Genomic DNA, 22,570 nt, shown 5'->3' on the forward strand with positions numbered 1-22,570 from the left:
TCAATTCCGCTCGCCCCGTGCTCCGTTCCGAACACATACCCGGATGCGTACGGTCCGCAAGCACTCACGATACGTGCCGGAGGCAACCCGCAAAGCGGGATGCCGGATCTCACGGCCGAAACCCGGGACCAGTCACATCACGACTTGGGCTCGAACGTCTTCGCGAGCGTCTTCCAGGTGTCCTTACGGAGATCACTGTCCCAGTTCGCGGCTTTCGCCGTGTACATCAGTGCATATCCGAGATGGTCGTTGACGACGAATCCCCGGTCTATCGTCCGGTACTTCGTCCCGCCCTCGGTGTAGGTGAATTCCCAGTCGGCCGTGTTCCAGCCGCGGTAGTCCACCTTCTCTATTCGGATCTTCTGGTACTGCGAGCGCACCATGTAGCGCTCCTGGTTCTTCCAGTCGGCCACCGGGTCGCCCTTGGGCGTGGACGTCCAGGCGATCAGCAGCTTCTGCCCGTCGGGTCCGGTGAACCGGTCTCCCGCGGCGCCCGTGGACTGGTACTTCCACCCCTTGGGCAACCCGATCGAGTAGCCCTGGCTCCCCTTGTGCTTCGACTCCACGGCGCTGCCGCCGCCGGTCGGGTCGCCCGCCCCGCTCCCGCCGGTCGCCGTCGGGCCGTTGCTGGGTGTGCTGTTCGCCGTCGAGGCCGCGTCGGACTGCGAGGCGTTCCCGTCCTCGCGGGTCCCGCCGCTCGTGTCCTGCTTGGTGTCGGCACTGGCGGACGCGCTCGCCTCCACCTTCCCGCCGCCGCCCTTAGCGCCGTCGGAGCCCTCGTCGTCCCCGCCGCCGAGCGTGAACGCCAGCACGGTCCCGATCACGGCGAGCACGACCACCACCGCGATGATCACCAGCGTCCGCCTCGGCACCACATCGGTGAGCGGCGCCCTGGGCACGGGCCGCGGCGGCAGATCCGGCGGCGGCACGACCGGCCACCCCGAACTCCGCCCACCGGCCTGCGCGTTGGCACCCGCCCCTGCGGACGTGGTGGAGGCGGCGGAGGTCCCGGTCGCGGCCGTAGCACCCTTGGCCACCGCTCCCTTGGCGGACTGCGCCGGCACCGACGGAGTCCTGGAGGAAGACCCCGGAGCCGACGAAGGCACCGGCGGCATCGGCGCCGTAGGAGCCGCTGAAGCCGAGGACGCCTTGGACCCGACCGCACCCGAAGCCCCGGCAGAACTCGATGTCCCGGCGGACTTGGCGCCGTCACCCCCCGAACCCGCCCCGGCACCAAGGGACTTGCCGCGCGTCGCAGCCGCCGAACCGGCCGCCGCTCCCGCCGCCGCGGCGGCCTTGCGCACGGAACGCAGCGCCCCGCGCAGCTTCTCCGCCGCCTCCTCGCCCCGCTTGCCGCCGGAACCGCCCGAACTCCGCCTGCCCACAGGCCCGTCGGACTGCCCCGGCAGCGGCACGACCCTGGTCGCGTCGAGCGGCGGCTCCGGCTCGGCCGCCTTCGGCTCGGGCGCGTGGATCACCGCGTTGAGCATGGCCCGCGCACCCGCGTCGTCCAGCCGGTTGGCCGGATCCTTGGTCAGCAGGCCGTAGATGACGTCCTTCAGCGGCCCCGCGTTCTTCGGCTCCTCCAGTGGCTCCGTCATCACCGCCGTCAGCGTCGCTATGGCGGAGCCCTTGTCGTACGGCGGGACGCCCTCGACCGCCGCGTACAACAGCCCGCCGAGCGACCACAGGTCGGCCGCCGGGCCCGGCTTGTGCCCGCGGGCGCGCTCGGGCGAGATGTAGGAGGGCGCGCCGACGAGCATGCCGGTCGAGGTGATGGACGGGTCGCCCTCGACCTGGGCGATACCGAAGTCGGTCAGCACGACCCGATCGGTCTCCGACTCCAGCAGGACGTTGGAGGGCTTCACATCACGGTGCAGGATGCCCTCGCGATGCGCCGAGCGCAGCACGTCGAGGACCGCGAGACCGACCTCGGCGGCCCGCTTGGGCTCCAGCAGACCGTCCTCCCGGATGACCTCGGCGAGCGACTTGCCCTCGACGAGCTCCATCACGATCCACGGCCGGTCGTCCTCCTCGACCACGTCGAAGACCGTCACCGCGCTGTTGTTGCGGATCCGCGCGATCGCCTTGGCCTCACGCAGCGTCCGTGTGATCAGCCGGCGCTTCTCGTCCTCGTCGATGTTCGACGGGAACCGCAGTTCCTTGACCGCGACCGTCCGGCCCAGGGTCTCGTCCTCAGCCCGCCACACCGTGCCCATGCCGCCACGGCCGAGCACCTTCCCCAGCCGGTACCGCCCGGCGAGTAGACGCTCCCGGTTGTCCTGACGAGTGTCCTGACGAGATGTCCCCGCCCGCTCCGCCTCCGACATGCGTCCCCTCATACAACCCGCCCTGACAGAGCCTCCATTGTCTCTCACCCGACAAGTGCCCGACGCCCAGGGTGCGCCTGGTGCCGTACGGGGTATTTGCGCCCCCGAGGGCCCCCTGAACCGAACGTTCCGCCGCCCTGCATGATGGGCCGTGACAAGGAAGGATCCGCGATGCCACCGCTTCGGACACTACTCGCCGTACCTGTGTCCCTGGCGCTGCTCGCCCTGGCCCCGACCACCTCCCCGGCGCACCGGACGGTCACCGAACCGGCGACGGACGCGATCCTCCCGCTGCTGGTCACCCAGGGCGGAGCCCCCGCCGCGGCCCTCCTGGCGAGCGGACGGTCCGGCGCCCACTACGCCCGAGCCGGACATGGAATCGCCCGCGCCGACCACTTCCGCGCCGGCAGCATCACCAAGACCTTCGTCGCCACGGTCATCCTTCAACTCGCCGCGCAGCAAAGGCTGTCCCTGTCCGACACCGTCGAGCAGCACCTGCCCGGCCTGGTGCGCGGCGCGGGCAACGACGGCCGCGCGCTGACCCTGCGCTCGCTGCTCACCCACACCAGCGGTCTGTACGACTTCACCGCGGACACCAAGGGCGTCGTCCCTCTCACCCCCCTTCAGGCCGTGCACATCGCACTCACCCACCCCCCGGCCCTCCGCGGCCGCTTCTCCTACTCGAACACCAACTACGTCCTGCTCGGCCTGGTCGTGAAGCAGGTCACCGGGCACTCCTACGCCACCGAGGCCGAGCGCCGCATCATCGCTCCGCTGGGTCTGACGGGCACCTCCTTCCCCGGCTCCCGCACCGCTCTGCCCTCCCCGCACGGCCGCGCCTACAGCGCCGACGGGACCGACGTCACCAGGCTCGACCCGCGGGTGGCCGGTGCCGCGGGTGAGCTGGTGACCACGCTCGCCGACCTGGACCGCTTCTACGCGGCCCTGCTCGACGGCGAACTGCTGCCCCCGCGCTGGCTGCACGAGATGCTCGACACCCGCACCGCACACGGCTCGTACGGCATGGGCCTGTTTCCCGTGACGCTGCCGTGCGGCGTCACGGTGTGGGGACACAACGGGCGCATCACCGGCAGCTACGTGCGCACCGCAGCCACCGCGGACGGCCAACGTGTCCTCACCTTCCGGGTGAACACGGACGCGATCGCAGATCTCCGCCTCGAACCACGGCTGCTCGACGCCGAGTTCTGCCCTCGCATCCAGTAGAACGACCCGGTTCCGAACGAAGATCCCGGTTCACGACGCTCGTTCGAGTGAAGTGCCGTCAGTCGTCCGCCGTCAGCCGGGAGCCGTCAGCCGGCGATCCGGCGTGCATGCGTGCCGGTGATCCGGCGATCCGGCGATCCGGAGACCGGCCCCGGATACCGCGCACCCGGGCTTCCTACAGCGGCACGATGTCCGGCGCCCCCAGCCGCGCCGCGTCCGCCGTCAGGTCGTCGGGCTGCCGCTGCGACTCCCGCTCGGCCTCCACCCGCTTCTCGTAGTGCTCGACCTCGCGCTCGATCTGGTCCTTGTCCCAGCCGAGCACCGGCGCCATCAGCTCGGCCGCCTCCCGGGCGCTGCGCGTGCCGCGATCGAAGGTCTCGATGGAGATGCGGGTGCGCCGGGTCAGCACGTCGTCCAGGTGCCGGGCGCCCTCGTGCGAGGCGGCGTAGACCACCTCGGCGCGCAGATAGTCGTCGGCGGCCTGCAGGGGCTCGCCGAGGGACTGGTCGGCCGCCACCAGGTCGAGCACCTCCTCCGCCATCGCGCCGTACCGATTCAGCAGATGCTCGACGCGCACCACGTGCAGGCCGGTGCGCTCCGCGATCCGTGCCCGCGCGTTCCACAGCGCGCGATAGCCCTCCGCCCCCAGCAGCGGCACGTCCTCGGTGACGCACTCGGCGACCCGCATGTCGAGACCGTGCACCGCCTCGTCCACCGCGTCCTTGGCCATCACGCGGTACGTCGTGTACTTGCCGCCCGCGACGACGACCAGACCGGGCGCCGGATGCGCCACGGTGTGCTCCCGCGAGAGCTTGCTGGTGGCGTCCGACTCGCCGGCCAGCAGCGGGCGCAGCCCTGCGTACACACCCTGGACGTCGTCCCGCGTCAGGGGCACCGCGAGCACGGAGTTCACATGCTCCAGCAGATAGTCGATGTCCGCGCTGGACGCCGCGGGGTGCGCTTTGTCGAGGTCCCAGTCGGTGTCGGTGGTGCCGACGATCCAGTGCCGGCCCCAGGGGATGACGAACAGCACGGACTTCTCCGTGCGCAGGATCAGCCCGGACGAGGAGTTGATGCGGTCCTTCGGCACGACCAGGTGGATGCCCTTGGACGCCCGCACATGGAACTGTCCGCGCTCTCCCACCATGGCCTGGGTGTCGTCGGTCCACACGCCCGTCGCGTTGACGACCTGCTTGGCGTGGATCTCGTACTCCCCGCCCGCCTCGACGTCCTGCACGCGGGCGCCGACGACCCGCTCGCCCTCGCGCAGGAAGCCCGTCACGCGGGCGCGGTTGGCGGCCTTCGCGCCGTACGACGCCGCTGTGCGCACCAGCGTGGCCACATAGCGGGCGTCGTCCATCTGCGCGTCGTAGTACTGCAGGGCCCCGACCAGAGCGTCCTTCCTCAAGGCCGGTGCCACGCGCAGGGCATGGCGGCGGGTCAGGTGACGGTGCATCGGCAGGCCGCGGCCGTGTCCGCGGGCCATCGACATGGCGTCGTAGAGCGCGACGCCCGATCCCGCGTACAGCCGCTCCCAGCCCTGGTGCTGCAGGGGGTACAGGAACGGCACCGGTTTCACGAGGTGCGGGGCGAGCCGCTCCAGCAGCAGGCCGCGCTCCTTCAGTGCCTCCCTGACGAGCGCGAAGTCGAGCATCTCCAGATAGCGCAGTCCGCCGTGGACCAGCTTGCTGGACCTGCTGGAGGTGCCCGAGGCCCAGTCGCGTGCTTCGACCAGGCCGGTGGACAACCCGCGCGTCACGGCGTCGAGGGCGGTGCCCGCGCCGACCACTCCGCCGCCCACGACCAGCACGTCCAGCTCGCGCTCGGCCATTCCCGCCAGTGCCTCGGCGCGCTGCGCCGGCCCCAGTGTCGCTGTCCTCACCGCTGCCTCCCGCTATCGATAGCGCCGGCCGCACCCGTCGGGCGAAGCCCGTCTCCCATTCCCCATGCCCAGATTCTGACCGGGTTGCCCGACTTCAGCCACCACTCACCCCCAGCCTGTGGACAACATTCCCGGGACCGACGGAAAACACGGCTGCCCAATACCGCAGAACGGTCATATTTACTCCTAGTGTGACATTGCGCTTCACCTGTCCTGTCCACAGGGCTTGCGCACCTGTCCCGCTTCGGCTACTGGGAAGGACGGCCCACGAATGCCCGCAGATCTCGCCGTCATCGGACTCGGCCCGTTCGGCCTGCCCCTCGCCCAGGCAGCCGTCGCTGCCGGCATCTCCACGCTCGGCTACCGGACCGGTCCCGAGCCCGGCCCTCTCAGCCCCGCCGAACTGCGCCGGATGCTCTCGGGGGGCTTCCGGCACGCCACCACCCCCGCCGATCTCGGCCGGGTCCGCACCGCCGTCATCTGCGCGCCGACCCACCGCGGCGCGGACGGCGGTCTCGACCTCTCCCAGGTGGCGGCGGCCGCCCGGACCCTGGCCGCGCATCTGCGCCCGCACACCACGGTCATCCTGGAGTCGCCCGTTGCGCCGGGCACCACGGAGGAATTTCTTCGCCCCCTCCTCGAAGAGGGCTCCGGTCTGCGCGCGGGACGCGACTTCCACCTCGCGTACTCCCCCAGCCGCGTGGACCCGGGCAACCGTGTCTTCACCCCGGCCAACACCCCCAAGGTGATCGGCGGCCTCACCTCCGCCTGCACCGAGTCGGCCGCCGCGTTCTACGGGCGCCTGACCGACAAGGTGGTACGCGCGCGTGGACTGCGCGAGGCGGAGACCGTGCAGCTGCTGGAGACCAACTTCCGGCACGTCAACATCGCGCTCGTCAACGAGATGGCCGTCCTCTGCCACGATCTGGGCGTCGACCTGTGGGACGTCATCCGGTGCGCCGAGACCAAGCCGTTCGGCTTCGAGGCCTTCCGCCCCGGGCCCGGCGTCGGCGGCCACGGCGTCCCCCAGGACCTGACCGGGCACGCCGGGCGCACCCTGCGCATGGTCGAACTGGCCCAGCAGGTCAACAGCCAGATGCCCCGTTACGTCGTCCGGCGCGCGGCCACCCTTCTCAACGAGCACGGCAAGTCGGCGCGGGGGGCCCGTGTCCTCCTCCTTGGCGTCACGTACAAGCCCGACCTCGCCGACCAACAGGGCACGCCCGCCCGGGAGATCGCCGTCCGTCTGATGGAACTCGGCGCCTCCGTCAGCTACCACGACCCGCACGTCCCGTCCTGGAACGTCCTCGACCGCCCGGTCCCGCGCGCCGACTCCCTCTACGAGGCCGCAGCCGACGCCGACCTGACGATCCTGCTCCAGCAGCACCGCACCTACGACCTGCAGGGCCTGTCGGTGAAGGCCCAACTCCTGCTGGACACCCGCGGCGCCGCACCCACAGGGGCGGCGCATCGGTTGTGAAGAGGGGCGCGCGGACGGACAAGCCCCGGACGCCGGTGGCATGCGTAACGGCCCGCGGGTACCTTACAAACACAGGTGGAGCCCACCGCAGGGGTCACTGCGGCAGGCTCCAGGATGGTGCACGGAGTGTCCGCCCCTAGTTGCTGTGGGGGCGGCCGCTCACCAACCCACACAAAGGGTGGAACCCACCGCAGCGGGAACTGCGATGGATTCCTGACCGGTTCACGGGTGTCCGCCCCTACTGTCTATGGGGACGTACTGTCTATGGGGACGGCCACTCACCGGCCCACAAAAAGGTGGAGCCCACTGCAGGTGGCGCTGCGGCAGGCTCCAGGATGGTGCACGGAGTGTCCGCCCCTAGGTCGTGTGGGGGCGGCCGCCCACCGGCCCACAAAGAAGATGGAGCCCACCGCAGAGGGCACTGCGGCAGGCTCCAGGATGGTGCACCGAGTGTCCGCCCCTAGTTGCTGTGGGGACGGCCACTCACCGGCCCACAAAGAAGGTGGAGCCCACCGCAGGTGGGACTGCGGCAGGCTCCAGGATGGTGCACGGAGTGTCCGCCCCTAGGTTGTGTGGGGGCGGCCGCTCACCATCCGAAAATCCGCAAGATCCACCTCCTCCGGCACTTCACCATCCGAAGACGGATCCGATCCCAGCGAGTGGGCTTGCGGTGACGTCCCATAGGCGCCCCCTTCCACGAGGCCGCCCAGTGCCCGGTGGACGGTCCGTCGGAATCGGGCCGGGCCCCGAGGAGCGGGGTCCGGAACAAGTCCTTGGAAGGGGGCGCTCCAGCAACCTGGGGCGCCGGCACGGACGTTATCGCCCACGCCCCGGCTGACCAGCCGATATTCGCCGTGAACGCAACTGCACGCCCCCGTACCGCCCCACGCGCCCCGCACACGCCCCGGGCACACGAAAGGGACCGGTCACCCCACCAGGTAACCGGCCCCCTTCACGCCGTACGCCCTACCGCTTGTGCTGCGAGTCCGCCACCGTCACCTCGACCCGCTGGAACTCCTTCAGCTCGCTGTAGCCGGTCGTGGCCATCGCGCGGCGCAGGGCGCCGAAGAAGTTCATGGAGCCGTCGGGGATGTGCGAGGGGCCGGTGAGGACCTCCTCGATGGTGCCGACCGTGCCCAGGTCGACCTTCTTGCCGCGCGGCAGCTCCTCGTTGACGGCCTCCATGCCCCAGTGGTGGCCGCGCCCGGGCGCGTCCGTCGCGCGGGCCAGGGGCGAGCCCATCATCACGGCGTCCGCGCCGCAGGCGATCGCCTTCGGCAGGTCGCCGGACCAGCCCACACCGCCGTCGGCGATCACATGCACATACCGGCCGCCGGACTCGTCCATGTAGTCCCGGCGGGCCGCGGCCACGTCCGCGACCGCCGTCGCCATCGGGACCTGGATGCCGAGGACGTTGCGCGTGGTGTGGGCGGCGCCGCCGCCGAAGCCGACGAGCACGCCCGCCGCGCCCGTGCGCATCAGGTGCAGAGCCGCGGTGTACGTGGCGCAGCCGCCGACGATCACCGGGACGTCGAGTTCGTAGATGAACTGCTTGAGGTTGAGCGGCTCGTGCGAGCCGGAGACGTGCTCCGCGGAGACCGTCGTGCCGCGGATGACGAAGATGTCCACGCCAGCGTCCACGACCGCCTTGGAGAACTGCGCCGTGCGCTGCGGGGAGAGCGCGGCCGCCGTGACCACGCCGGAGTCGCGCACCTCCTTGATGCGCCGGCCGATCAGCTCCTCCTTGATGGGAGCCGCGTAGATCTCCTGCAGGCGCCGGTTCGCGGACTCTGCGGGCAGCGCGGCGATCTCGTCGAGCAGCGGCTGCGGGTCCTCGTACCGCGTCCACAGGCCCTCGAGGTTGAGCACGCCGAGGCCGCCGAGCTCGCCGATGCGGATCGCGGTGGCCGGGGAGACGACCGAGTCCATGGGGGCGGCCAGGAACGGCAGCTCGAAGCGGTAGGCGTCGATCTGCCAGGCGATCGAGACCTCCTTCGGGTCTCGCGTACGGCGGCTGGGGACGACGGCGATGTCGTCGAAGGCGTACGCCCGGCGGCCGCGCTTGCCGCGCCCGATCTCGATCTCAGTCACGTCTGTGGCCTTTCCCTGATGCGTTGCAGCGCCTACCAGTATCGCCGACGGGTACGACAAGGGCGGCCCCGGCTGCTTCCGGGGCCGCCCTTGAAGGCCTTCCTGCTACTGCCTGCTGTAGTTCGGCGCCTCGACCGTCATCTGGATGTCGTGCGGGTGGCTCTCCTTCAGGCCCGCCGACGTGATGCGCACGAAGCGGCCCTTGGACTCCATCTCCTCGATGGTGGCCGCGCCCACGTACCCCATGGTCTGGCGCAGGCCGCCGACGAGCTGGTGCAGCACGTTGGCCAGCGGGCCGCGGTAGGGCACCTGGCCCTCGACGCCCTCGGGCACGAGCTTGTCGTCGGTGGCGACCTCGGCCTGGAAGTAGCGGTCCTTGGAGTACGACTTCGCCTGGCCGCGCGACTGCATGGCGCCGAGCGAACCCATGCCGCGGTACGACTTGAACTGCTTGCCGTTGATGAAGAGCAGCTCCCCGGGCGACTCCTCGCAGCCCGCGAGCAGACTGCCCAGCATGACCGTGTCGGCGCCGGCGGCCAGCGCCTTGCCGATGTCGCCCGAGTACTGCAGTCCGCCGTCGCCGATCAGCGGGATGCCCGCGGGGCGCGCGGCCAGGGAGGCCTCGTAGATCGCGGTGACCTGCGGGACGCCGATACCGGCCACCACGCGCGTGGTGCAGATCGAGCCCGGGCCCACGCCCACCTTGATGCCGTCGACACCGGCGTCGATCAGGGCCTGCGCGCCGTCACGCGTGGCGACGTTGCCGCCGATCACGTCGACGGACACACCCGACTTGATCTTCGACATCCAGCTCAGGGCGTTGCTGTTGTGGCCGTGCGAGGTGTCGACGACCAGGAAGTCCACGCCTGCGGCGGCGAGCGCCTGGGCGCGCTCCAGCGCCTCGGGGCTCGCGCCCACCGCGGCACCGACGAGCAGCCGGCCCTCGGCGTCCTTGGCGGCGTTCGGGTACTTCTCCGCCTTGACGAAGTCCTTGACGGTGATCAGGCCCTTGAGGATGCCCGCGTCGTCGACCAGCGGAAGCTTCTCGATCTTGTGCTTGCGCAGCAGCTGGATGGCGTCGACGCCGGAGATGCCGACCTTGCCGGTGACCAGCGGCATCGGCGTCATGATGTCGCGCACCTGGCGGCTGCGGTCGGTCTCGAAGGCCATGTCGCGGTTGGTGACGATGCCGAGCAGCTTGCCCGCCGGGTCGGTCACGGGGACGCCGCTGATGCGGAACTTGGCGCACAGGGCGTCCGCCTCCGCGAGCGTCGCCTCGGGGTGCACCGTGATGGGGTCGGTGACCATGCCGGACTCGGACCGCTTGACCAGGTCGACCTGGTTGACCTGGTCCTCGACGGAGAGGTTGCGGTGCAGCACGCCGACGCCGCCGAGGCGGGCCATCGCGATCGCCATCCGGGACTCGGTCACCTTGTCCATCGCCGCGGAGAGCAGCGGGATGTTGACCCGGACATTGCGGGAGATGCGGGACGAGGTGTCGACCGCGTTGGGCAGCACCTCGGATGCGCCCGGCAGCAGCAGCACGTCGTCGTAGGTCAGCCCGAGTGTCGCGAATTTTCCGGGCACTCCGTCGACGTTCGCAGTCATGACACCTTCCCCAAATGGCCTTGATCGGTGCGGATGTCCATGCTAACGGGAAGCGCGCCTCTCAAATTCCACAGTCACGTGGAGGGCCGGGCTTCGTATGTTCGTACGGAATTGTCGAGGCGCCTGTTCAAACAAGGCGCCGTGGCACGGCGGTCACTGCTCCGCGAGCGCCCTGAGCCGGCTCAGCGCCCGGTGCTGTGCGACGCGCACCGCCCCGGGTGACATTCCCAACATCTGGCCCGTCTCCTCGGCGGTGAGGCCCACCGCGATGCGCAGCAGCAGCAGTTCCCGCTGGTTCTCGGGGAGGTTGGCCAGGAGTTTCTTGGCCCATTCGGCGTCGCTGCTGAGCAGCGCGCGCTCCTCGGGGCCCAGGGAGTCGTCGGGCCGCTCGGGCATCTCGTCCGAGGGCACCGCCGTCGACCCCGGGTGGCGCATCGCCGCCCGCTGCAGGTCCGCGACCTTGTGCGCGGCGATGGCGAAGACGAACGCCTCGAAGGGGCGGCCGGTGTCCCTGTAGCGCGGCAGCGCGAGGAGGACGGCGACGCAGACCTCCTGCGCGAGGTCCTCCACGAAGTGCCGGGCGTCGCCCGGCAGACGGGACAGACGGGTGCGGCAGTAGCGCAGGGCCAGGGGGTGGACGTGGGCGAGCAGGTCGTGCGTCGCCTGCTCGTCGCCGTCGACGGCGCGATGGACGAGCGCTCCGATCGCCCCTGCGGCACCGGCCGCCTCGTCCTCGCGCATCGGTCCATGGTGCCTTGCGGCCGCGCGGTCCGTGGCACCCCGTCCGATGTTGTGCACCGAAGCGTTATGAGCAGGTGCGCCGGAACTCATCCCTTGCGCCCTCCTCTTCCGCTCGACCGACTCGTCCCCGAGAGACTCCACACCTCAAGGATGCGGCATCCGCGGCGAAACGAGCAGCGGGCACCCGGCGGGCCGTGTTGCCACCCCGCCCACCGTGCGGTAGGCGGGGACTTTCCGGACCCCCGCTGTGACCCACCCAAGGCCCTAACGGACCAGGCCCCAGCGGAAACCGAGCGCCACCGCGTGTGCCCGGTCGGAGGCGCCGAGCTTCTTGAACAGGCGTCGTGCGTGCGTCTTGACGGTGTCCTCGGAGAGGAACAGCTCGCGGCCGATCTCGGCGTTGGAGCGGCCGTGGCTCATGCCTTCGAGCACCTGGATCTCACGCGCGGTGAGCGTGGGCGCGGCGCCCATCTCGGCGGAGCGCAGCCGGCGCGGGGCGAGGCGCCAGGTCGGGTCGGCGAGCGCCTGGGTGACCGTCGCGCGCAACTCCGCGCGCGAGGCGTCCTTGTGCAGATAGCCGCGGGCACCTGCGGCGACCGCGAGGGCCACGCCGTCCAGGTCCTCGGCGACGGTGAGCATGATGATGCGTGCGCCGGGGTCGGCGGACAGCAGCCGGCGGACGGTCTCGACGCCGCCGAGCCCGGGCATGCGTACGTCCATCAGAATGAGGTCCGAGCGGTCGGCGCCCCAGCGGCGGAGGACTTCCTCGCCGTTGGCCGCGGTCGTCACGCGCTCGACGCCGGGCACGGTCGCGACCGCGCGGCGGAGCGCCTCTCGGGCAAGCGGGGAGTCGTCGCAGACGAGGACGGAAGTCATGGCCGCCCTCCGCTGATGCACGTCACCTTGAGCCTCCAGGCTGGTACGAAATCGTCACCTGTGCGGTCGACCGTCTCGGACGCCTGCCCGAGCACTTGTTGTTTCAACCGCCTCCGCCCTCTCAACGACGGTCACCCGAAAGAGTTACGGGGCCGTGTGCCATCTTCGGCACTCTACGTGAGGGTGCAGACACGGTGGAGACATGCGGGGCCGACCCTCAATGTTTCATCACAACCCATGCCCCATTTAGACCTCTTTTCTTCCCATCTACTGGTGTCTGAGACTAGATTCGCAATGAGTCATATTTTCATCTCCTTAGATCGTAGATGTACGGTCGTTGGCACCGTATCCGCTCAGAACGGCTGCAAGGGGTCACGCAATGGCAGATTTCTCCCGCCTTCCCGGACCGAACGCGGACCTGTGGGACTGGCAGCTTCTGGCCGCCTGCCGCGGGGTGGACAGCTCACTCTTCTTTCATCCGGAGGGTGAGCGCGGTGCGGCCCGGAGTGCTCGCGAGAACTCGGCCAAAGAGGTCTGCATGAGGTGCCCCGTGCGCGCGCAGTGCGCGGCGCACGCGCTGGCGGTGAGAGAGCCGTACGGCGTGTGGGGCGGCCTGACCGAGGACGAGCGCGAAGAACTCATGGGACGCGCACGGAACCGGCTCGTGGTGGCCACGGCCGCCGGTGACGTCGCTTCGAACAACTGAAGGAACGTTTCTTCTACTTGGTGATGGGCGCGCCCGACGTGCCCATCATTTTTGCTGGCGGGCGGCCGCGCGGCCGAGCTGCTCCAAGGTGGCCGCGATGGCGGGCACCTGGGCCAGATCGGGCAGCGTCAGCGCCACGATCTCCCGCCGCATGGCAGGCCGCAGCGTCAGCACGCGCGCGTGCCGCGGCCGTACGGACTCGATGGCGAGCTGGGGCAGCACGGCGACGCCGAGGCCCGCGCCGACCAGGCCGACGACCGCCGGATAGTCGTCGGTGGCGAAGTCGATGCGCGGCGTGAAGCCGGCGCTCTCGCACACCTCGACCAACTGCCCGCGGCAGCGCGGGCATCCGGCGATCCACGGCTCGCGCGCGAGATCCGCGATGGCGACCGATCCGGCCGCCGCGAGTCGGTGCCGCTCGGGTACGAGCGCGACGAGGCCGTCGCTCAGCAGCGGCCGTACGACGAGGTCGTCCCATTCCCTGGCGCCCGCCGCGCCCTCGTAGCGGAAGGCCAGTGCCACGTCGCAGTCGCCCTCGCGCAGCATCTCGACGGAGGCGGGGGGTTCGGCCTCCTCCAGCGAGACGCGGGTGCCGGGGTGCGCGGCGCGCAGGGCGGCGAGAGCTGCGGGGACCAGGGTGGAGCTGCCGCTGGGGAAGGAGACGAGCCGGACGCGTCCCGCGCGCAGGCCCGCGATGGCCGCGACCTCCTCCTCGGCGGCGGTGAGCCCGGCGAGGATGCCGCCCGCGTGCCGGACGAGTGCCTCACCGGCCTGCGTCAGCCGCATCTCGCGTCCGCTGCGCACCAGCAGCGGGGTGCCCACGGACGACTCCAGAGCCTTCATCTGCTGGCTCACGGCGGGCTGGGTGCAGCCGAGTTCGCGCCCGGCCGCCGAGAAGGAACCGGTGGAGGCGACGGCGCGCAGGACACGCAGATGACGGGCTTCGATCACAGGTCAAGGATAAGAGATCCTTTGGTACGGCGCCCGATAATGCGTCGACGCTTTGGTGTCCCGTCGCCTACCGTGCCGCTCATGAAGCTTCTGTCTGTGAACGTCGGCCGCCCCGAATCCGTGCCGTACACGGACCAGCCGCAGGGTCTGACCGGCATCGGCAAGCGGCCGGTCGACGGGCCGGTGCGGATCACGGCGCCGGGCCCCAAGGGTGTCGGAGCGAGCGGGGTCTCCGGCGACGCGGTGTGCGACACACGCCATCACGGCGGGGACGAACAGGCCGTGTACGCGTACGCGCGCGAGGACCTCGACGACTGGGCGCGCGAGCTGGACCGGCACCTGCCCAACGGCTTCTTCGGCGAGAACCTCACCACCGACGGCCTGGAGGTGTCCGGGGCGCTGATCGGCGAGCGCTGGCGGATCGGCTCGCAGGTCGTCCTGGAGGTGACCTCGGGGCGGATACCGTGCCGCACGTTCCAGGGCCACATGGGCGAGCGCGGCTGGGTCAGGAGATTCACCCGAAAGGGCGTGACGGGCGCCTATCTCCGGGTGATCGAAGCCGGTGAGATCCAGGCCGGTGATCCGGTCGAGATCGTGCACCGGCCGGACCACGGTGTGACGGCCGCGCTGCAGTTCCGCGCGGTCACCACGGAGCGGGAGCTGCTGCCGCGGCTGCTCGCCGCCGGACCCGCGCTGCACCCGGAGGCCATGGAGACCGCACGCAAGTACGTGGCCCGGTACGGGAGCTGACGCTCCATCAGAAACATGACTCCGGACCCCGGGCCGGGCGGCGGGGGCCGTCGGTTCCGGTAACTACCCTTGGGCCATGACAACGGCTCTGATTACGGGATCGACCGCGGGCATCGGCGCCGCGTTCGCACGTCGGCTGGCCGGTGACGGGCACAACCTGGTGCTCGTCGCCCGCGACACCAAGCGGCTGCAGGAGCAGGCGACCGAACTGCACGACCGGCACGCCATCGAGGCGGAGGTCCTCACGGCCGACCTCGCCACGGACGACGGCCTCGACACCGTGGAGAGCCGTCTCGCCGACCGGAAGAACCCCGTCGATCTGCTGATCAACAACGCCGGCTTCGGCAACAAGGGCCGCTTTCTCGACGTACCGATGGCCGACGAGCTGACCATGCTCAAGGTCCACTGCGAGGCCGTGCTCCGGCTCACCGCGGCGGCGACCGGGGCGATGCGCGAGCGGGGCCGCGGCGGGGTCGTCAACGTCGCGTCCGTGGCCGCCTTCGTGCCGCGCGGCACCTACGGCGCCTCCAAGGCGTGGGTCGTGCAGTTCACGCAGGGTGTGGCGCGCGATCTGGCGGGCAGCGGCGTGCGGTTGATGGCGCTGTGCCCGGGGTTCGTACGCACGGAGTTCCATCAGCGGGCCGGGATGGGGACGGACAACATTCCCGGCTGGATGTGGCTGGACGCGGACAAGCTGGTGGCGGCGGCGCTGCACGATCTGGCGCGGGGGAAGTCGCTGTCGATCCCGGACCCGCGCTACAAGGCGCTGATGGGACTGGTGAAGGTGACGCCCCGGGGGCTGCTGGGTGGGATCACGTCCAGGACGGGCCGCAAGTACGGGCCGCAGTAGACGATCGGGCAGACGGCCGGGCGGCTGCGGCCGGCCCACGCACGGGAAAGCCCCCGCTCCCGGAAAGGGAACGGGGGCTTTCGCAGCTTTGCGCGACGGCGGATGCCTCAGTGGGCGTGGCCGTGACCGGCGGCCGCGGCGGCCGGCTCCTCCTCTTCCTTCTTCTCGACGACCAGGGTCTCGGTCGTGAGCAGGAGGGAGGCGATGGAGGCGGCGTTCTCCAGGGCGGAGCGGGTGACCTTGACCGGGTCGATGACGCCGGCCTTGACCAGGTCGCCGTACTCGCCGGTGGCGGCGTTGAAGCCCTGGCCCTTGTCGAGCTCGGCGACCTTGGAGGTGATGACGTAGCCCTCCAGGCCGGCGTTCTCGGCGATCCAGCGCAGCGGCTCGACGGCGGCGCGGCGGACGACCGCGACACCCGTGGCCTCGTCGCCGGACTTGCCGAGGTTGTCCTTGAGCACCTTCACCGCGTGGACCAGAGCGGAGCCACCACCGGAGACGATGCCCTCCTCGACCGCGGCGCGGGTCGCGGAGATGGCGTCCTCCAGACGGTGCTTCTTCTCCTTCAGCTCCACCTCGGTGGCGGCGCCGACCTTGATCACGCACACGCCGCCGGCCAGCTTCGCGAGGCGCTCCTGGAGCTTCTCGCGGTCCCAGTCGGAGTCGGTGTTCTCGATCTCGGCCTTGATCTGGGCGATACGGCCCTGGACGTCGGCGGAGTTGCCCGCGCCGTCCACGATGGTCGTGTCGTCCTTGGTGACCGTGATGCGGCGGGCGGTGCCCAGCACGTCCAGGCCGACCTGGTCGAGCTTGAGGCCGACCTCCTCGGAGATGACCGTGGCGCCGGTGAGGGTCGCCATGTCCTGCAGCATCGCCTTGCGGCGGTCACCGAAGCCGGGGGCCTTCACCGCGACCGCGTTGAAGGTGCCGCGGATCTTGTTGACGACCAGGGTCGACAGGGCCTCGCCCTCGACGTCCTCGGCGATGATCAGCAGCGGCTTGGAGGAGCCGGCCTGGATGACCTTCTCCAGCAGCGGCAGCAGGTCGGCGATGGAGCCGATCTTGCCCTGGTTGATGAGGATGTACGGGTCCTCGAGGACGGCCTCCATGCGCTCCTGGTCCGTCACGAAGTACGGCGACAGGTAGCCCTTGTCGAAGGCCATGCCCTCGGTGAAGTCCAGCTCCAGACCGAAGGTGTTGGACTCCTCGACGGTGATGACACCGTCCTTGCCGACCTTGTCCATCGCCTCGGCGATGAGCTCGCCGACCTGCTGGTCCTGGGCGGACAGCGCGGCCACGGCGGCGATGTCGGACTTCTCGTCGATCGGCCGGGCGCTGGCGAGGAGGTCCTCGGAGACGGCGGCCACGGCCGCGTCGATGCCCTTCTTCAGCAGCGCCGGGGAGGCACCCGCGGCGACGTTGCGCAGGCCCTCGCGCACCAGCGCCTGGGCGAGCACGGTGGCGGTGGTGGTGCCGTCACCCGCGATGTCGTTGGTCTTGGTCGCCACCTCCTTCACCAGCTGGGCGCCGAGGTTCTCGTACGGGTCCTCGACCTCGACCTCACGGGCGATGGTGACGCCGTCGTTGGTGATGGTGGGCGCGCCGAACTTCTTGTCGATCACGACGTTGCGGCCCTTGGGGCCGATCGTCACCTTGACCGTGTCGGCAAGCTTGTTGACGCCGCGCTCGAGGGCGCGACGGGCGTCCTCGTCGAACTTCAGGATCTTCGCCATGACAGCGTGAGCCCTCTCGAAATCTTGGATGAAAGAAGCTGCGCCCCGGGCGCCCGGTTGATTGATGGTCGCGGGGGCCAGGGGCGCAGCTCAAAGCAATGTGTGCTTCTTTTTCGAAGAAGCGGGTGAATTACTTCTCGACGATCGCGAGCACGTCGCGAGCCGAGAGGACGAGGTACTCCTCGCCGTTGTACTTCACCTCGGTGCCGCCGTACTTGCTGTACAGCACGATGTCGCCGGTCTTGACGTCGAGCGGCAGACGCTCGCCGTTCTCGAAGCGGCCCGGGCCCACGGCCAGGACGACGCCCTCCTGGGGCTTCTCCTTGGCGGTGTCCGGAATGACCAGGCCAGAGGCCGTGGTCTGCTCGGCGTCCAGCGGCTGGACCACGATGCGGTCCTCGAGCGGCTTGATGGCAACCTTGGAGCTGGCGGTCGTCACGATCCGACCTCCCCCTTCGGAGATCTCACGGGGTTAACTGTCTGAGGTGGCGACCAGGTCGATCCGTCGTCGCGGGTGCCGGACCTGCCCGTCGCGTTGTTGGCACTCTCCAGGGGGGAGTGCCAGACCCGAGACTATGACCGCGATTAGCACTCGGTCAAGCGGACTGCTAATCGCGTCCGGTGGCGGGGTCAGCAGCGGGCGCAGGGTGGTGGTGTCGCAGGTGCCGATGGGCGGGCGGAACAGGGGTGGGCCGTCGGTGAAGCGGGGGTCGGAGCATCGGCCGTGGAACTCGGTGCGCCGGGCGGCGTGGGGCAGGCACCGGGTCGTGGCGGCGGGTCCGTGCGGCCCACCCGGTGGGCCGCCTTCGTGCTCAGCCGTTCGATGGGGTCGACGGACTGGGCGCAGCCGGTGAGCAGGGCGAGTGCCAGCCCACCGGCCGCGAGCGTCCTCGGCCTCACAGGTAGTCCTCCAGGCGGGCCACCGCGTAGCCCTCGGCCGTGACCCTGTTCAGGAAGCGGCGCATGTCGTCGACCATCGTGCCCTTCCACTCGTCGCGGCCGCGGAAGTGGGTGAGCACGATGTCGCCGGGGTGCAGGTCCCGGTCGTCCTCGCGGTACTCCCAGTGGTCGACGTAGACCTCCTCGTCCCAGATCGGCGCGTACTTGATGCCGCAGGACTTGGCGGCGACGAGGGTGTCGCGGTTGTAGTTGCCGAACGGCGGGCGCAGGACGGTCGGCGCCCTGCCGAACTGCTTCTTCATGACCTTCTGCATGCCGCAGATCTCGCGCTTCTGCTCCCGGTAGGACAGGCCGGGCAGATAGGGGTGGGTGAGGGTGTGGTTGTTCAGGGTGTGCCCCTGGGCCTGCATCCTGCGGAAGTACCCGTAGTCGTCCCTGATCTCCTTGTCGGTGAGGAAGGCGGTGTACGGGATCTTCAGGTCGCTCATCATCCGCAGGAACGCCGGGTCCTTCTCGGAGCCGTCGTCGATGGTCAGGAAGACGACCTTGTCCTTGGTGGGGACGGTGGTGAAGACCGGCGGCAGGTTCAGCTCCTCCTGGTCGTCCACCTCGAAGCCCTTGCGGGCCTTGATCACCGGCTTCTTCGCGGGCGGCGGCGGGGCCGTGAGCGGGACCGCCGCCAGCTTCCAGTGGCGGGTCGCGGCGACCCGGGCGGCGTGGGCCGCGCGCAGTTTGGCGGCATACGAGTCGAGGGCGCGGGCGGGGGGTGCCTGCAGATGCTGGGGACCGGCGGCCGGGCGCACCTGTGCTCCGTCGGGCGAGGCACAGCCCGAGACGACGGCCGCGACGGCGAGGACGGCGATCCCGCCGCGGACCCACAGCGCACGAAGGGTGCGATTTTTGTCATTTTGTACGACTGCTCGCATGGAGCCGGATCCTGGCAGGCCGGGGCCCTGATCCCGGCCCGACACCGCGGCTCGCGGCGCACCATCCACCGACTGGCCCACAATGACCCGGTGAACGACCTCGCCCCCCTCCTGACCCCCGAAGGCCGCGCCCTCCTCGACGAGGTGCGCGGCGTGTCCCCCGCCGACGAGCTGGCCGTCGCCACCCGGCTGCGCCGTGAGCACCCCGCCGAACTGGTGTCGGCGGCGATCGGGCAGGCGCGGCTGCGGCAGCGGGCGGCGGCGAAGTTCGGCGCCGAGGACGCGGGGCAAATGTTCTTCACGCCGAACGGCGTGGAGCAGTCGACGCGGGCGAGCGTGGCGACGTATCGCGCGCGGCGGCTGACGGAGCTGGGGGTGGCCTCCGTCGCCGACCTGTGCTGCGGGATCGGCGGGGACGCGATCGCGCTCGCGCGGGCGGGCATCCGCGTGCTCGCCGTGGACCGGGACCCTCTGACGGCGGCCGCGGCCCGGGCCAACGCCGAGGCGCTGGGCCTGGGCGGGCTGATCGAGGTGCGCGAGGCGGACGTCACCGAGGTGGACACGGGCGGGTACGACGCCGTGTTCGTGGACCCGGCCCGGCGGGGCGGACGCGGCCGGATCTTCGACCCCGAGGCCTATTCACCGCCCCTGTCGTGGGCCGTGGAGGCGGCCCGCAGCGCGCCGCACGCCGCGCTGAAGGTGGCGCCGGGCATCCCCCACGAGGCGGTGCCCGGGGAGGCGGAGGCCGAGTGGATCTCGGACGGCGGGGAGGTGAAGGAGGCGGTGCTGTGGTTCGGGACGCGGCCGGGCGCCGTACGCGCCACCCTGCTGCCCGGGCCGCGCACCCTGCTCGGACGGGGGCTGCCCGACCCCGGGGTCCGGCCCGTCGGGCGTTACCTGTACGAGCCCGACGGCGCCGTCATCCGCGCCCATCTGGTCGCCGAGGTGGCCGAGGAACTGGACGGCGGGCTGATCGATCCCACCATCGCCTACGTCACCGCGGACGAGCGCCGTACGACCCCGTATGCGACGGCGTACGAGATCACCGACCAACTCCCCTTCAACGTCAAGAGGTTGAAGGCGCTGCTGCGGGAGCGCGCGGTGGGGACGCTCACCGTGAAGAAGCGCGGGTCGGCCGTCGACCCGGAGGAGCTACGGCGCAAGGTGAAGCCCCAGGGACCCAACTCCGCGACGGTCTTCATGACCAGGGTGACGGGAGCACCGACGATGCTCGTCGGTCAGCCCGTCTGACCGGCACGGCGGAGCAGCAGCTGCCGTTCACGGTAGGCCTGCAGGGCCGGATCGCGGCGAGGACGTCGACGGGCAGCGGCGGGAGCGCCGGCCATGCTCGTCGGTCACCCCGTCTGACCGGCCCGGCGACGCAGCAGCAGCTGGCGTTCGCGGTAGCCCCGCAGGGCCGGATCGCGGCGAGGACGTCGACGGGCAGCGGCGGGAGCGCCGGCCATGCTCGTCGGTCACCCCGTCTGACCGGCCCGGCGACGCAGCAGCAGCTGGCGTTCGCGGTAGCCCCGCAGGGCCGGATCGCGGCGAGGACGTCGACGGGCAGCGGCGGGAGCGCCGGCCATGCTCGTCGGTCACCCCGTCTGACCGGCCCGGCGACGCAGCAGCAGCTGGCGTTCGCGGTAGCCCCGCATGGCCCGTTCGCGGCGAGGGCGTCGACGGGCAGCGGCGGGAGCGCGGAGCGTGGCGTCGGTCAGCCCGTCTGATCCGCCCGGCGCAGCAGCAGCTGGCGTTCGCGGGCGTTGCGGGTGAGGGACGCTGCTCGGGCGAACTCCTTGCGGGCCTCCGTGGTGCGTCCGAGGCGGGCGAGCAGGTCGCCGCGGACGCTGGGGAGCAAGTGGTAGGTGCGCAGGGCGGGTTCGGAGGCGAGGGCGTCGACGAGGGCGAGGCCTGCGGCCGGGCCTTCGGTCATCGACACGGCGACCGCTCTGTTGAGTTCGACGACCGGGGAGGGCGCGCGGGCGGCGAGCAGGCCGTAGAGCGTCGCGATGCTCGTCCAGTCGGTCTCCTCGTAGGTGTACGCGTGCGCGTGGCAGGCGGCGATGGCGGCCTGGAGGGCGTACGGGCCCGGGGCGCCGGTCGCGGTGGCCTCGGCGTGGTGGAGAGCGGTGATGCCGCGGGCGACGAGCATGCGGTTCCAGCGCCGCCGGTCCTGGTCCTTCAGGAGCACGGGCTCGCCGTCCGGGCCGGTGCGGGCCGCCGCGCGGGACGCCTGGAACTCCAACAGGGCGGCCAGGGCGTGCACTTCGGGCTCTTTGGGCATCAGCCCTGCCAGCAGCCGGGCCAGCCGGAGCGCGTCCTCGCACAGGGCCGGGCGCAGCCAGTCGTCGCCGGCCGTGGCGGCGTACCCCTCGTTGAAGATCAGGTAGATGACGTCGAGCACCGAGCCGAGCCGGGCCTCGCGTTCGGGGCCGTAGGGCACCTCGAAGGCGATGTTCCTGGTGGCGAGGGTCTTCTTCGCGCGGACGATGCGCTGGGCCACCGTCGGCTCGGGGACCAGGAACGCACGGGCGATCTCGGCCGTCGTCAGACCGCCGAGCAGCCGCAGGGTGAGGGCGATACGCGCCTCGGCGGACAGCACCGGGTGGCAGGCGGTGAAGACCAGCCGGAGCAGGTCGTCGTCGATGTCGTCGGGGTCGGCGATCTCCTCGGGCGGGGCCGCGGTCTCCAGGCTGCGGCCGATCTCCGCGAGCTTGCGGGCGTAGTTCTCGCGGCGCCGGATCAGATCGACGGCGCGGTGCCGGGCGGTGGCCATGAGCCAGGCGCCCGGGTTGTCCGGCACACCGTCCCGCGGCCACTGCTCCAGGGCGGCGACCAGCGCGTCCTGGGCGAGTTCCTCGGCGATGCCCACGTCACGGACGACGCGGGTGAGGCCGGCGATGATCCGGGGCGACTCGATGCGGAAGACCGTCTCGATGGCATGGCGGGGATCGGCGCCGGCGGAGGGCTGTGTGCTCACAGCCCTCCATTCGACACCTCTCCCGGCCCGCAGCCAAGGAAAGGCGCTCAGCCCTCCGCGATCTCCCGGACCTCGCACGTCACGGTCCAGAACTCCTCGTGCACCTTCACGAACCGCTTGGTCCACTCCAGCGCCTCGTCCATGTCCTTGCACTGGGTGATGGAGTAGCCGCCGATGACCTCCTTGGACTCGGTGAACGGCCCGTCGGTGACGGACAGCTCCCCGCCCTCCCAGTGGACCCGCTTGCCCTGGCTCTGCGGGGTCAGCCCGGCGTTGTCGAGCATCACCCCGGCCTTGGTGATCTCCTCGATCAGCTCGCCCATGCGCTCCATCAGCTGAGGGCTCGGGCCCTCCGGGGGCGCGGTGGTCTCGTCGATGCGGATGACCGACAGGTAGCGCGGCATGGTGACTCCTCGTTCGTTCGCGGGCCGGTCCGTTCCGGCCTCTCACCAGTGCGTCGAACGGGATGCGCCCGGATCGACAGGCGCACCGGGCTTCTTCGGGACTTCTTCGGGATGTCCGCCGGTTCAGCGATGTCCGCC

18 protein-coding genes are annotated in these 22,570 nt (G+C 70.8%); 6 read left to right on the forward strand and 12 right to left on the reverse strand.

Annotated features, from left to right (window positions below; genetic code table 11):
• Window positions 1-137: 137 nt before the first annotated feature.
• Complete coding sequence (locus MQN93_RS08020) at window positions 138-2,330, reverse strand: serine/threonine-protein kinase (RefSeq protein WP_242708904.1); 2,193 nt, start codon at window positions 2,328-2,330, stop codon at window positions 138-140.
• 171 nt (window positions 2,331-2,501) lie between these two features.
• Here MQN93_RS08020 and MQN93_RS08025 point away from each other — a divergent pair, with 171 nt between their 5' ends.
• Window positions 2,502-3,554: a serine hydrolase domain-containing protein gene (locus tag MQN93_RS08025; RefSeq protein ID WP_242708905.1), complete on the forward strand. Its 1,053-nt coding sequence runs from the start codon at window positions 2,502-2,504 to the stop codon at window positions 3,552-3,554.
• Window positions 3,555-3,729: 175 nt separating this feature from the next.
• On the opposite strand, the gene MQN93_RS08030 is transcribed toward MQN93_RS08025, so the two are convergent.
• Complete coding sequence (locus MQN93_RS08030) at window positions 3,730-5,436, reverse strand: glycerol-3-phosphate dehydrogenase/oxidase (RefSeq protein ID WP_016434677.1); 1,707 nt, start codon at window positions 5,434-5,436, stop codon at window positions 3,730-3,732.
• Window positions 5,437-5,707: 271 nt separating this feature from the next.
• On the opposite strand from MQN93_RS08030, the gene MQN93_RS08035 reads away from it, so the two are divergent.
• Complete coding sequence (locus tag MQN93_RS08035; protein WP_016434676.1) at window positions 5,708-6,916, forward strand: nucleotide sugar dehydrogenase; 1,209 nt, start codon at window positions 5,708-5,710, stop codon at window positions 6,914-6,916.
• Between the two features lie 966 nt (window positions 6,917-7,882).
• On the opposite strand, the gene MQN93_RS08040 is transcribed toward MQN93_RS08035, so the two are convergent.
• The 4 genes from MQN93_RS08040 to MQN93_RS08055 all read right to left on the reverse strand — a co-directional run bounded on the left by MQN93_RS08040 (window position 7,883) and on the right by MQN93_RS08055 (window position 12,232).
• Complete coding sequence (locus MQN93_RS08040; RefSeq protein ID WP_016434675.1) at window positions 7,883-9,007, reverse strand: GuaB3 family IMP dehydrogenase-related protein; 1,125 nt, start codon at window positions 9,005-9,007, stop codon at window positions 7,883-7,885.
• A gap of 105 nt (window positions 9,008-9,112) precedes the next feature.
• The gene (guaB, locus tag MQN93_RS08045; protein ID WP_242708906.1) at window positions 9,113-10,615 is read right to left on the reverse strand and encodes an IMP dehydrogenase; all 1,503 of its coding nucleotides are present in this window, start codon (window positions 10,613-10,615) and stop codon (window positions 9,113-9,115) included.
• A 153-nt stretch (window positions 10,616-10,768) separates the two neighbouring features.
• On the reverse strand, window positions 10,769-11,356 hold the full coding sequence (locus MQN93_RS08050; protein ID WP_037782247.1) for a sigma-70 family RNA polymerase sigma factor: 588 nt from the start codon (window positions 11,354-11,356) through the stop codon (window positions 10,769-10,771).
• Between the two features lie 264 nt (window positions 11,357-11,620).
• The gene (locus MQN93_RS08055; protein WP_003948568.1) at window positions 11,621-12,232 is read right to left on the reverse strand and encodes a response regulator transcription factor; all 612 of its coding nucleotides are present in this window, start codon (window positions 12,230-12,232) and stop codon (window positions 11,621-11,623) included.
• Window positions 12,233-12,611: 379 nt separating this feature from the next.
• On the opposite strand from MQN93_RS08055, the gene MQN93_RS08060 reads away from it, so the two are divergent.
• Window positions 12,612-12,938, forward strand: coding sequence for a WhiB family transcriptional regulator (locus MQN93_RS08060; RefSeq protein WP_016434672.1), 327 nt, complete (start codon window positions 12,612-12,614; stop codon window positions 12,936-12,938).
• Between the two features lie 45 nt (window positions 12,939-12,983).
• Here MQN93_RS08060 and MQN93_RS08065 read toward each other — a convergent pair whose 3' ends face one another.
• A complete protein-coding gene (locus MQN93_RS08065) occupies window positions 12,984-13,889 on the reverse strand; it encodes a LysR family transcriptional regulator (protein ID WP_242708907.1) in 906 nt (301 codons plus the stop codon).
• Between the two features lie 81 nt (window positions 13,890-13,970).
• Here MQN93_RS08065 and MQN93_RS08070 point away from each other — a divergent pair, with 81 nt between their 5' ends.
• Together MQN93_RS08070 and MQN93_RS08075 are read left to right on the forward strand one after the other, a co-directional pair.
• Window positions 13,971-14,639: an MOSC domain-containing protein gene (locus tag MQN93_RS08070; RefSeq protein ID WP_242708908.1), complete on the forward strand. Its 669-nt coding sequence runs from the start codon at window positions 13,971-13,973 to the stop codon at window positions 14,637-14,639.
• Window positions 14,640-14,715: 76 nt separating this feature from the next.
• Window positions 14,716-15,489 (forward strand): SDR family NAD(P)-dependent oxidoreductase, encoded by a 774-nt coding sequence (locus MQN93_RS08075; protein ID WP_016434669.1) that lies wholly within the window; start codon window positions 14,716-14,718, stop codon window positions 15,487-15,489.
• Window positions 15,490-15,596: 107 nt separating this feature from the next.
• On the opposite strand, the gene groL is transcribed toward MQN93_RS08075, so the two are convergent.
• The 3 genes from groL to MQN93_RS08090 form a co-directional block, all read right to left on the reverse strand.
• Complete coding sequence (gene groL, locus MQN93_RS08080) at window positions 15,597-17,222, reverse strand: chaperonin GroEL (protein WP_016434668.1); 1,626 nt, start codon at window positions 17,220-17,222, stop codon at window positions 15,597-15,599.
• A gap of 130 nt (window positions 17,223-17,352) precedes the next feature.
• The gene (gene groES / locus MQN93_RS08085; RefSeq protein WP_016434667.1) at window positions 17,353-17,661 is read right to left on the reverse strand and encodes a co-chaperone GroES; all 309 of its coding nucleotides are present in this window, start codon (window positions 17,659-17,661) and stop codon (window positions 17,353-17,355) included.
• A 457-nt stretch (window positions 17,662-18,118) separates the two neighbouring features.
• Window positions 18,119-19,048, reverse strand: a complete 930-nt coding sequence (locus MQN93_RS08090; protein WP_242708909.1) for a polysaccharide deacetylase family protein — start codon at window positions 19,046-19,048, stop codon at window positions 18,119-18,121.
• 90 nt (window positions 19,049-19,138) lie between these two features.
• Between MQN93_RS08090 and MQN93_RS08095 the strand changes: the two genes are divergently transcribed.
• Window positions 19,139-20,299, forward strand: a complete 1,161-nt coding sequence (locus MQN93_RS08095; RefSeq protein WP_242708910.1) for a THUMP-like domain-containing protein — start codon at window positions 19,139-19,141, stop codon at window positions 20,297-20,299.
• 463 nt (window positions 20,300-20,762) lie between these two features.
• On the opposite strand, the gene MQN93_RS08100 is transcribed toward MQN93_RS08095, so the two are convergent.
• The gene (locus MQN93_RS08100; protein ID WP_242708911.1) at window positions 20,763-22,028 is read right to left on the reverse strand and encodes an RNA polymerase sigma factor; all 1,266 of its coding nucleotides are present in this window, start codon (window positions 22,026-22,028) and stop codon (window positions 20,763-20,765) included.
• 47 nt (window positions 22,029-22,075) lie between these two features.
• Window positions 22,076-22,432 carry a YciI family protein gene (locus tag MQN93_RS08105; protein ID WP_016434663.1) on the reverse strand — a complete coding sequence of 119 codons (357 nt, stop codon included), beginning with the start codon at window positions 22,430-22,432 and terminating at the stop codon, window positions 22,076-22,078.
• Window positions 22,433-22,570 lie beyond the last annotated feature (138 nt).

The organism is Streptomyces spinosisporus (assembly GCF_022698145.1).
GTDB lineage: Bacteria > Actinomycetota > Actinomycetes > Streptomycetales > Streptomycetaceae > Streptomyces > Streptomyces spinosisporus.